At 66.9% G+C, this 9,362-nt stretch carries 9 protein-coding genes; 4 read left to right on the top strand and 5 right to left on the bottom strand.

What is annotated here, in order from left to right; all coding sequences use genetic code 11:
* Positions 1–884: hypothetical protein (locus E1261_RS40430; protein WP_132415049.1), on the bottom strand; the 884-nt coding region annotated here is incomplete at its 3' end.
* 1 nt (position 885) lies between these two features.
* The gene (locus E1261_RS40425; RefSeq protein WP_238176749.1) at positions 886–1,923 is read right to left on the bottom strand and encodes a helix-turn-helix transcriptional regulator; all 1,038 of its coding nucleotides are present in this window, start codon (positions 1,921–1,923) and stop codon (positions 886–888) included.
* Positions 1,924–2,182: 259 nt separating this feature from the next.
* Between E1261_RS40425 and purF the strand changes: the two genes are divergently transcribed.
* Together purF and purM are read left to right on the top strand one after the other, a co-directional pair.
* Entirely contained in the window at positions 2,183–3,742 is a 1,560-nt protein-coding gene (purF, locus tag E1261_RS40420) for an amidophosphoribosyltransferase (RefSeq protein ID WP_132415048.1), read from the top strand.
* A gap of 43 nt (positions 3,743–3,785) precedes the next feature.
* A complete protein-coding gene (gene purM / locus E1261_RS40415) occupies positions 3,786–4,859 on the top strand; it encodes a phosphoribosylformylglycinamidine cyclo-ligase (protein WP_132415047.1) in 1,074 nt (357 codons plus the stop codon).
* A gap of 253 nt (positions 4,860–5,112) precedes the next feature.
* On the opposite strand, the gene E1261_RS40410 is transcribed toward purM, so the two are convergent.
* The 3 genes from E1261_RS40410 to E1261_RS40400 all read right to left on the bottom strand — a co-directional run bounded on the left by E1261_RS40410 (position 5,113) and on the right by E1261_RS40400 (position 7,262).
* Complete coding sequence (locus E1261_RS40410) at positions 5,113–5,301, bottom strand: DUF3073 domain-containing protein (protein ID WP_132415046.1); 189 nt, start codon at positions 5,299–5,301, stop codon at positions 5,113–5,115.
* Positions 5,302–5,505: 204 nt separating this feature from the next.
* Complete coding sequence (locus tag E1261_RS40405) at positions 5,506–6,327, bottom strand: ABC transporter permease (RefSeq protein ID WP_238176748.1); 822 nt, start codon at positions 6,325–6,327, stop codon at positions 5,506–5,508.
* 50 nt (positions 6,328–6,377) lie between these two features.
* Complete coding sequence (locus E1261_RS40400) at positions 6,378–7,262, bottom strand: ABC transporter ATP-binding protein (RefSeq protein WP_132415045.1); 885 nt, start codon at positions 7,260–7,262, stop codon at positions 6,378–6,380.
* Between the two features lie 142 nt (positions 7,263–7,404).
* Here E1261_RS40400 and E1261_RS40395 point away from each other — a divergent pair, with 142 nt between their 5' ends.
* A complete protein-coding gene (locus E1261_RS40395) occupies positions 7,405–8,619 on the top strand; it encodes a sensor histidine kinase (protein WP_132415044.1) in 1,215 nt (404 codons plus the stop codon).
* Positions 8,616–9,275 carry a response regulator gene (locus tag E1261_RS40390; protein WP_132415043.1) on the top strand — a complete coding sequence of 220 codons (660 nt, stop codon included), beginning with the start codon at positions 8,616–8,618 and terminating at the stop codon, positions 9,273–9,275. The genes E1261_RS40395 and E1261_RS40390 overlap by 4 nt, the downstream gene beginning before the upstream one ends.
* Positions 9,276–9,362: the final 87 nt, after the last annotated feature.

Raw genomic sequence — 9,362 nt, 5'->3', positions numbered from 1 at the left:
GAGACGCCGAGCTTCCGAGCCACCTGCTCATCAGTAGCCCCCTGCACAAGGAAGCGCAGAAACTCAGCCTCCTGCCCGCTGAGTTCGCCAGGCTCAGGCGTCCGCTCAAACGAGCGATCGGCGTGCCGCCAGTAGTGCTCGTACATCTCGACAGCCATCCGTACGACGGCCTTGCTGTGGTGCACCACAGCGCCGACCTTCGAGTTGTCGGGATCGATGCTCAGCGCAACCGACTCTCCGTCGAAGATCACCATTCTGAACGGCACTGCCGGAACGACCCGTGCTAGCCCGCCCAGCTCCGCGATGTAGTGCAGGTAGTCGCGCATCCCGCGCGTTTTCAGATGAGATTCTGCAAAAAGATATCGGCATTCGACACCGCGTGCCATGATGCGATGATCGCTGAAATTCTCTCTCGACACCGACGGCACTTGATGTGCGGCGGGAGCGATCAACGCCCACAGTGATTTTGTCGGATGAAAGTTCTGCATTCTCAAATTCGCTTTGTCGACGCCCTCGAGAACCTCGACATCGCGTACCAAATCCTGAGTCAGGAATCTGTTGTAGGCGGAAATGAATTCTCCCGCACGAATGCGGTCGGCCTCGAGTTCCTGAGTGAGTTCGCCGATCATCGACTGGCGTTTGGCCGCTAGCCGCTCGAACATCACCGCAGGATCCAGCGGATACTCTTCTCCGCTGTTGTCCCAGCGGGAGGCCAGAAATCCGAACCCGCGTAGCTGGTCGAGGCGGTTCTCCACCTCGATCTCCGGCAGGTGCAGCGTTGCGCAGAGCTCACGAAGGTGCGATTGACGCGCCAGCTCAGGCTGCTGGAGCAGGAGCCGGTAGAGATCGAGGATCTCCTGTGACAGCCCCAGCGACTCGAACAACTCAGACCCAGCCGCGTTTGGCGGCCGCCACCCCGAGTTCGAACCTGCTGGCAGCATCGAGGCGCTCGGACAGGTTTGCCGTGATGCGTCGTGCTGTCCGCAGGGAGATGCCGAGGAGGCGAGCCACCTGCTCGTCCTTCGCGCCGCCGGCCAGCAGGCGCAGTACTTCGGCCTCGTGGGGGGTGAGGGGCGTTTCGTTGTCGCGGTCTTCCGGAGAGAACAGTCCGGATGCGCGCGACCAGTACGAGTCGAAGAGAGCCACGGCAACGTTCACCACCGCGGGACTGCGGTGGATGACGGCGCCGGCTGCGTGGTTCCCGGGGTCCATCGGCATGACGGCGATCTCTTGGTCGAAGATCAGCAAGCGCATGGGGAGCGTTGGTGTCGCGCGAACCTCTCCACCTAGGCGGTGGATGGTGGCGGCATACTCGGACGCAACCTTGGAGTCCATCATGCTCTGCAGGTAGACGGCGCGCATCTTGATGCCCCGTTCCAGCAGAGGCAGGTCCGGCGATCCCTCGATCGGACGGACCGCATCATCGATGTGAACGGGCGTCAGGGCCCAGAAGGAGTGCTGAACCTTCTGGGCCAGTTCATCGATCCGGCGCGATGCGTTGGCCCGGCCCTTGATCGCCTCGACGTCACCGCTGCTGCGAGCTGTCAGGAGCTCGTTGTACTGCTCGGCGATGACCTCGGCGCTGGTTTCTGCCTCCCTGAGGAGTCCGAGTTCCGCATTGAGCTCTGTGCGACGCCGTTCGGCAAGGTTTGCAAGTCCGACTCGCGGGTGCACGGCATGTTCGCCGTCAGGATTCGCCCACGTAGGGACGAGAAGGTCGAGCTTCCGCAGCTTGTTCAGCAGTTCATGTACATCGTTAACTGGTCGCTGTACTAGCGCGGCAATCTCCTCCGGCGTACTGTCGGGCTGGCTGAGCAGGGCGTGATAGACCGCAAAGGTGGCTTCATCCACACCCAGCGGATCGAGCACGTTTCCCTCCCGGTGAACCTGTCGGAACCGACCATATACAGAGAGCGTCGACAAAGAGCACTCAATGCGTGGTTCCGGATTATTTCGAAGGGACGAGTTGTGATCAAGAAGGTACTCTCAGTTGTGGCGATGGGATTCTTCACCCTCGGTATCGCCGCGGTGACTTCGCCAGCGGAGCCCGGTCCGGGTGACCCCGCCTGCGCGGAGGCCTCCGCCTGCTGGTGATCTAGAGATCCCTGGGCCGGCCCCGCCCGGTCGGCCCCTGAAATCCTGCTCGTCAGGGACACCTCTGTCTGTCGCGTAGACTGCTGGTGTGGCTCGTGGCGATGGTCGGCTCACTCATGACCTTGACCCTCAGGACCTGGGACCGCAGGACGCTTGTGGCGTCTTCGGGGTTTGGGCGCCGGGGGAAGAGGTTGCCAAACTCACCTATTTCGGGCTCTACGCCTTGCAGCACCGGGGGCAGGAGTCGGCGGGGATCGCGGTCAGTAACGGGAGTCAGATCCTCGTTTACAAGGACATGGGTCTCGTCAGCCAGGCGTTCGACGAGGCGACGCTCGCCTCGTTGCGCGGGCATATCGCGATCGGGCACTGCCGGTACTCCACCACTGGGTCCAGTGTGTGGGCGAACGCTCAGCCGACGTTCCGGTCCACGGCGACCGGGTCGATCGCGCTTGGGCACAACGGCAACCTGACGAACACCGGTGAGCTCGCCGCCAGCCTCAACGGCGGTGGTGACCTTGATCTCGGTCTGGACGCGGGCGTCGAGCACGCGAAGGCCAATGCGAAGCACTCCGCCTCGTCCGACACCGACATCCTGACGTCGATGCTGGCCGGCTACCCGGATCTCACCATCGAGCAGGCTGCCGCGAAGGTGCTGCCGAAGGTGAAGGGCGCTTTCAGCCTGATCTTCATGGACGAGAACACCCTGTACGCCGCTCGCGACCCGCAGGGCATTCGCCCGCTCGTGCTGGGCCGGATGGAGCGCGGCTGGGTGATCGCCAGTGAGACAGCGGCGCTCGATATCGTCGGCGCGAGTTTCGTTCGCGAGATCGAGCCGGGTGAGCTGGTCGCGGTCGACGCAAACGGGCTTCGCTCACAGCGATTCGCCGAGGCGGACCCGAAGGGCTGCCTGTTCGAGTTCGTGTATCTGGCCCGCCCGGACACCCAGATTTCCGGCCAGCGGATCCACTCCACCCGCGTGGAGATCGGTCGCCGGCTGGCCCGTCAGCACCCGGCCGAGGCCGATCTGGTCATCGCGACGCCGGAGTCCGGCGTACCGGGTGCAATTGGGTACGCCGAAGAGTCCGGCATCCCGTATGGGTCCGGCCTGGTCAAGAATGCGTATGTCGGCCGCACGTTCATCCAGCCGAGCCAGACGATCCGCCAGCTCGGGATCCGGCTGAAGCTGAATCCGTTGCGCGAAGTGATCGAGGGCAAGCGCCTGGTGGTCGTCGACGACACGATCGTCCGCGGCAACACCCAGCGCGCGGTGATCCGGATGCTGCGCGAGGCCGGGGCGAAGGAGATCCACGTCCGGATCACCGCTCCGCCGGTGAAGTGGCCGTGTTTCTACGGGATCGACTTCGCCAGCCGCGCGGAGCTGATCGCGAACGGGTTGAACACCGAGGAGATCTGCCGCTCGCTCGGCGCCGACTCACTCGGGTACATCGACCTGGACACGCTGGTCGAGGCGACGAATCAGCCGAAGGATCAGCTGTGCCGGGCCTGTTTCGACGGTGTCTACCCGGTCGCGCTGCCCGACCCGGAGTACCTGGGCAAGCATCTGCTCGAGGTCCCGGTCACCGATGCGGACGGCTTGGCCGCCGTCGCCGGTGGTGGCGGCGCAGCCGACGCCCTCAGTCGTCCGTAACAAACGCGTCGGCCCAGATCGACGTCGTACCGAGGAGAAGAACGTGAGCGAAGGCGCGAGCTACGCCGCCGCCGGAGTCGACATCGAGGCCGGTGACCGGGCCGTCGAGCTGATGAAGGAATGGGTGGCGAAGGCGACCCGTCCGGAGGTCGTCGGCGGTCTCGGCGGGTTCGCCGGGCTGTTCGACGCCAGCGCGCTGACGGCGTACCGGCGGCCGCTGCTGGCGACCTCGACCGACGGGATCGGGACGAAGGTCCAGATCGCGCAGCGGATGGACAAGCACGACACGATCGGGTTCGACCTGGTCGGGATGGTCGTCGACGACCTGGTGGTCTGTGGCGCCGAGCCGCTGTTCATGACCGACTACATCTGCACCGGCAAGGTGGTCCCGGAGACGATCGCGCAGATCGTGAAGGGGATCGCCGAGGCCTGTGTCGAGGCCGGTACGGCGCTCGTCGGCGGCGAGACCGCGGAACACCCGGGCCTGCTCGAGCCGGACGAGTACGACGTCGCCGGCGCATCGACCGGTGTGGTCGAGGCGGACGAGCTGCTCGGTGCGGAGCGAGTGAAGGCCGGGGATGTGGTCGTGGCGATGGCCTCGTCGGGTCTGCACTCGAACGGGTACTCCCTGGTCCGGCACGTGTTCTTCGACCGGGCCAAGTGGGCGCTCGACCGGGAGGTTCCGGAGCTCGGGACCACGCTCGGCGAGACGCTGCTGACGCCGACCCGGGTCTACGCCAAGCACTGCCTGGAGCTGATCCGGGCGCTCAACAAGAACGATGCGACACCGCTGCACGCGATGTCGCACATCACCGGCGGTGGATTCGCGGCGAACCTGGCCCGCGTGATCCCGTCGGAGCTCTCGGTCCGGATCGACCGTTCGACCTGGTCACCGGCCCCGATCTTCGGCCTGGTCGGTCAGCTCGGTGCTGTCGAGCTGCTCGAGCTGGAGAAGACGCTGAACATGGGCGCGGGCATGGTCGCCGTACTGGATCAGTCGGCGGCCGACGCGGCGATCGCCGAGCTGGCGGCACGCGACATCCCCGCATGGGTCTGCGGCGAAGTCCTCGCCACGCCCGGTGGTGCCGTCACCCTCGAAGGCGACTACGCCAAGTAAGCGCACGGGCCCTGCAAGCGCAGGCCGAGTGAGCACAGAAAAGGCCGCGCCCGGCGTGACCGGGCGCGGTCGAAGAGCGTGCACACACATCCACCAAGCGGTCGCGCCAGGCGGTGCGGTGTGCTGCCTCGGCCCGCCGGCCTTGAGCAGCACAACATCACCGCGTGGTGCTGGTGTGGTGGAACTACGTCGGACACACGGAGAACTACTCAGCGACCCGTGGGGACGCTGAGCAGCTCAGCCGGGCTGATGTTTACCGACGGGGATGGTAGTCGTCGGCGTCGCTGTCGTCGCCGTCGTTGTCACCGTTCGCAGAAGCGGTGCCGCTCTGTTCTCCGCCGGCCAGCTCTCGTTTGAGCTGGTCCAGGTCGGTGTCCCAGGTGCGGTACTTCAGGTCGCGTGCGACCTTCGTCTGCTTGGCCTTTGCACGGCCGCGCCCCATAGCGTCGACCCCCTCGCACAAGTCAACCGGGTACGCTGCGTGGCGCCCACGGATCAGTCGTCAGTAATCGTGGTTCAAGGATACCCGGAGCTGGGGATCGACACACGCACCGGCCCCCTGGCGGACGCCGAAGAGGTCCGATCACCATGCCGATGGGGTGGTCCGGTCCCCTCAAACCGGCCCACCCCACCGCGTCTTTCGGTGTTATTTGACCTCGCGGCGTGAGCTAAGCCACAGTCCGACGATGGTCGGCAGAACTACCCAGACGCCGATCGCGGTCAGGGTTTCCGGCAGCATCCCGTTCAGATTGCGCTCGGCGATCCGGCCGAAGGCGGAGAAGACGTCCAGCCAGTTCGCGTTGTCCTTGAACAGCGCGGGTCCGGCCAGCGACCAGGCGGTCGGGGCGATGAAGAAGACCAGGATCGCGACTGCGGTCTGGGCGATCACCGCACCGAAGGCGGCACCCATCACCACGTTCAGAGCCATCATCAGGTAGGCGCCGGTGAGCTGACTGCCCAGTGCCGCGTACGACGTGGCGTGGTCGGTGATCGCTCCGGTCAGCGCCGTAGCGCCAAGAGCCAGGATGACGACCCCGGTCATCACGACCGCGCTCAGGACGACCGCGGAGACGAACTTCGCCAGCTGGACCCGGACCCGGCGTGGCGAGAGCGTGAAGGTGGTCAGCGCGGTCCGCTGCGTCCACTCCGACGTCATCGCCATCACTCCGATGACCGGAAGGATCAGCATGGCGCCAGTCGATCCCGCGCTGAGGAACGCCTCGACATTGATGGTGCCCTCGGGCAGGTGGGTGATCTGCCAGGTCATCGCAGCCAGCGCGATCAGCAGGATCGCGCCGATCAGGACCCGGCCGCTGCGCGTGTTCACGGACTTACGCAGCTCGATCGCGACGAGCTTCAGGAAGGCCTGGCCCCGCGCGGGCGGCAGCGCCGTACCGGCCTGGGCCTTGTGCTTGGCCGGGGCGACCGGCGCTGCTTCGGTCAGAGTGGTCATAGTGATGTGCTCCATCTGTGCTGATGCTGAACTCGCTGCGCTCGTCCAGGACTTAGGCGGGTGGATCAGGCGGCCGCGGGGGTGGCGGTCAGCTGGAAGAAGAGGTCTTCCAGGCCGGCACCGTCGCTCTGGCGGAGTTCGAGCAGGACCTGGCCGGCCGCCGCGGCGGCGCGTCCGACCTGCTCGGCGGTGGCGTCGACCCGCAGCGCGCCGTCGTGCATCGGCTCGAGGTGGAGACCGGCCGCGGTCAGCGCCTGGTTCAGGCCGATCGGGTCGAGGCCGCGGACCAGCGTGCCGGTCCCGGCGAGCAGCTCATCGAGCGAACCGTCGGCGACGATCCGGCCGCCGCCGATGACGACCAGCCGGTCGACGGTCGCCTGGACCTCACCGAGCAGGTGGCTGGACAGGATCACGGTGCCGCCGCGCGAGGCGAAGTCCTGGAGCAGCCCGCGCATCCAGCGGATGCCCTCGGGGTCCATCCCGTTCGCAGGCTCGTCAAGGATCAGTACGGCGGGGTCGCCGAGCAGCGCGTTCGCGATACCGAGCCGCTGCCGCATGCCGAGTGAGTACTGACCGACCCGGCGCTTCGCGGCGTGGGCGAGGCCGACCGCGTCCAGCATCTCGTCCGCGCGGCCCTTCGGGACACCGAGCAGGCTCGCGTTCAGCGCCAGCGTCTCCCGGCCGGTGCGGCCGGCGTGCTGCGCGGCGGCGTCCAGCATGACCCCGACAACCCGACCGGGGTTCGGCAGCTCGACGTACCGCTTGCCGGTGATGGTCGCCGTACCGGACGAGGGCGGGGTGAGCCCGGTCAGCATCCGCAGCGTGGTGGACTTGCCGGCGCCGTTCGGGCCGAGGAAGCCGGTGATGCTCCCGGGGGCGACGGTGAAGGACACGTCCTGGACAGCCGTGGTGCTGCCGTAGCGCTTGGTCAGGTTCTCGACGGTGATCATGACAACGAGTCAACCGTCCGGACCCCCTTTCGCACATCGGACGTCCGGCTGCAACGACCCCCTACCAAAGTCTGCGATCGAGGTCCGGAACCTAACCTCATGGGGGAGGGCCGATAGGACACCCCGCCACTACGCTGGGTGAATGCAACGACTGCGCCGGTGGTACGCCTGGTGGCGCACGCATGCCCCGCGCATCCGCGATTTCCTGTACGTCTTCTTCGGCCTGCTGACCGTTGTCCTGCAGGCGAGTACCGACGGCGCGGGCTGGAACTTCACGGGCTGGGTCGTCCTCACCGCAGGCGTCGTCTCCTCGGTGGCACTGCTCTGGCGTCGTCGCTTCCCGGTCACCGTCACGCTGATCGGTGTCGCTGCGATGCTCGTGGGTGGCATCTTCGTCCCGCTCGGTCTCGCCCTGCTGACACTCGCGATCCGGCGCCGCGATGCAGTCCTCGCGATCGTGACCGTTCTCGGGTACGTCGCTCTGGTAGCCAACAGCACTGTGGCCGAAGACTCCTTCTGGGTTGCGGTGTTCACCGGGCCGTTCATGATCGGGACCTGGGTCGCCATCGGAGCGTTCGTCGGCGCGCGCCGCGACCTGGTCGCCTCCTGGCAGGATCGCGCCGAGCGGGCCGAGGCCGAGCGGGAACTGCGTGCCGAGCAGGCGCGGCTCGGTGAGCGGGCCCGCATCGCGCAGGAGATGCACGACGTACTGGCTCACAAGGTGTCGCTGATCGCACTGCACGCGGGTGGGCTCGAGGTGAACCCGGCGGTCGGCCCGGAGAAGATCGAGGGTTCGGCTCGGCTGATCCGCGAGACTGCCCGGCAGGCGATGGAGGACCTTCGCGAGGTCCTCGGCGTACTGCGAACTGACACGAGCGTGGCCGGGGCCGACCTGGCACCGATACCTCAGGCTGCGGATCTGGAACGACTGGTGGCCGACTCGCGGGCAGCCGGGGTGACTGTGACCAGCGAGATCACGCTGGCAGCCGACGTGCCGCTGTCGATCGGACGGACCATCTATCGGATCGTCCAGGAGTCGTTGACGAATGTGCACAAGCACGCGCGTGGCGCCTCGACCGAGGTCGTGGTCTCCGGCGGGCGCGGCGAGGGCGTGACGGTGAGGGTGACGAACGTTCGGCCGGTCGCGGCTGATTCACTGCTCCCAGGCGCCGGGGCTGGTTTGGTCGGTCTGTGCGAGCGCGTCGTACTGGTCGGTGGACGGCTCGCGACTGGTCCGACGGAGGTCGGCGGCTGGCGGGTCGAGGCCTGGTTGCCATGGCCGATCGGCCGGGAGAGCGAGACTGCCACACCAGTAGGTGTGGACACTGTCTCACCAGCGGATGAAGGGAAGCGATGACACGGCTGCTGATCGTGGACGACGAAGCGCTGGTCCGAGCCGGGTTGAAGATGATCCTGGAGTCCGACAGTGAGCTCGAGGTGGTGGCCGAGGCCGACGACGGCGCGGATGCCGCCGCGATGGTGACCAAGCACCGGCCGGACGTCGTCCTGATGGACATCCGGATGCCGCGGCTGGACGGGCTGGCCGCGACCCGGGCTGTGCAGGCATTGCCGGATCCGCCGAAGGTCGTCGTACTGACGACGTTCGATCTGGACGACTACGTGTTCCGGGCGCTGCAGGCGGGGGCGAGCGGCTTCCTGCTGAAGGACACGCCGCCGCGCGAGCTGGTGCAGGCGATCAAGGTGGTCGCGGCCGGGGACGCGATGCTGTCACCGGCGGTGACCCGGCGGCTGATCGGCCACTACGCCAAGGACTCCCGGGCGGATCGGCGCCGGGTCGGGCAGGAGCGGGTCAGCAAGCTCACCGAGCGGGAGCGCGAGGTGCTGGTCGAGGTCGGCAGCGGCCTGCCGAACGCCGATATCGGCAAGAAGCTGTTCATGAGCGAGGCGACGGTGAAGGCGCACGTCTCCCGGCTGCTGGTGAAACTGTCGGCCACCAACCGGGTCCAGGCCGCGATCATCGCCTACGAGGCCGGCCTGCTCACCGACGACTAGGTAAAAGAAACCGGCCGGGGGATCGTCGGAGGGGTGGGGGTCGACGATCCCGCGGCCGGTCTCGGGGGTCAGCGTGCCCGTGGGGGG

Source organism: Kribbella albertanoniae (assembly GCF_004348455.1).
GTDB lineage: Bacteria > Actinomycetota > Actinomycetes > Propionibacteriales > Kribbellaceae > Kribbella > Kribbella albertanoniae.
Note: the sequence above shows the minus strand (reverse complement) of the source record. Positions and strands in the feature narration are given on the sequence as shown.

What these genes read in the sequence shown, in the direction of transcription:
- E1261_RS40410 (WP_132415046.1), bottom strand. Translation starts at nt 5,301, where the DNA reads ATGGGGCGCGGCCGTGCAAAGGCCAAGCAGACGAAGGTCGCACGCGAC.
- E1261_RS40405 (WP_238176748.1), bottom strand. Translation starts at nt 6,327, where the DNA reads ATGGAGCACATCACTATGACCACTCTGACCGAAGCAGCGCCGGTCGCC.
- E1261_RS40400 (WP_132415045.1), bottom strand. Translation starts at nt 7,262, where the DNA reads ATGATCACCGTCGAGAACCTGACCAAGCGCTACGGCAGCACCACGGCT.
- E1261_RS40395 (WP_132415044.1), top strand. Translation starts at nt 7,405, where the DNA reads ATGCAACGACTGCGCCGGTGGTACGCCTGGTGGCGCACGCATGCCCCG.
- E1261_RS40390 (WP_132415043.1), top strand. Translation starts at nt 8,616, where the DNA reads ATGACACGGCTGCTGATCGTGGACGACGAAGCGCTGGTCCGAGCCGGG.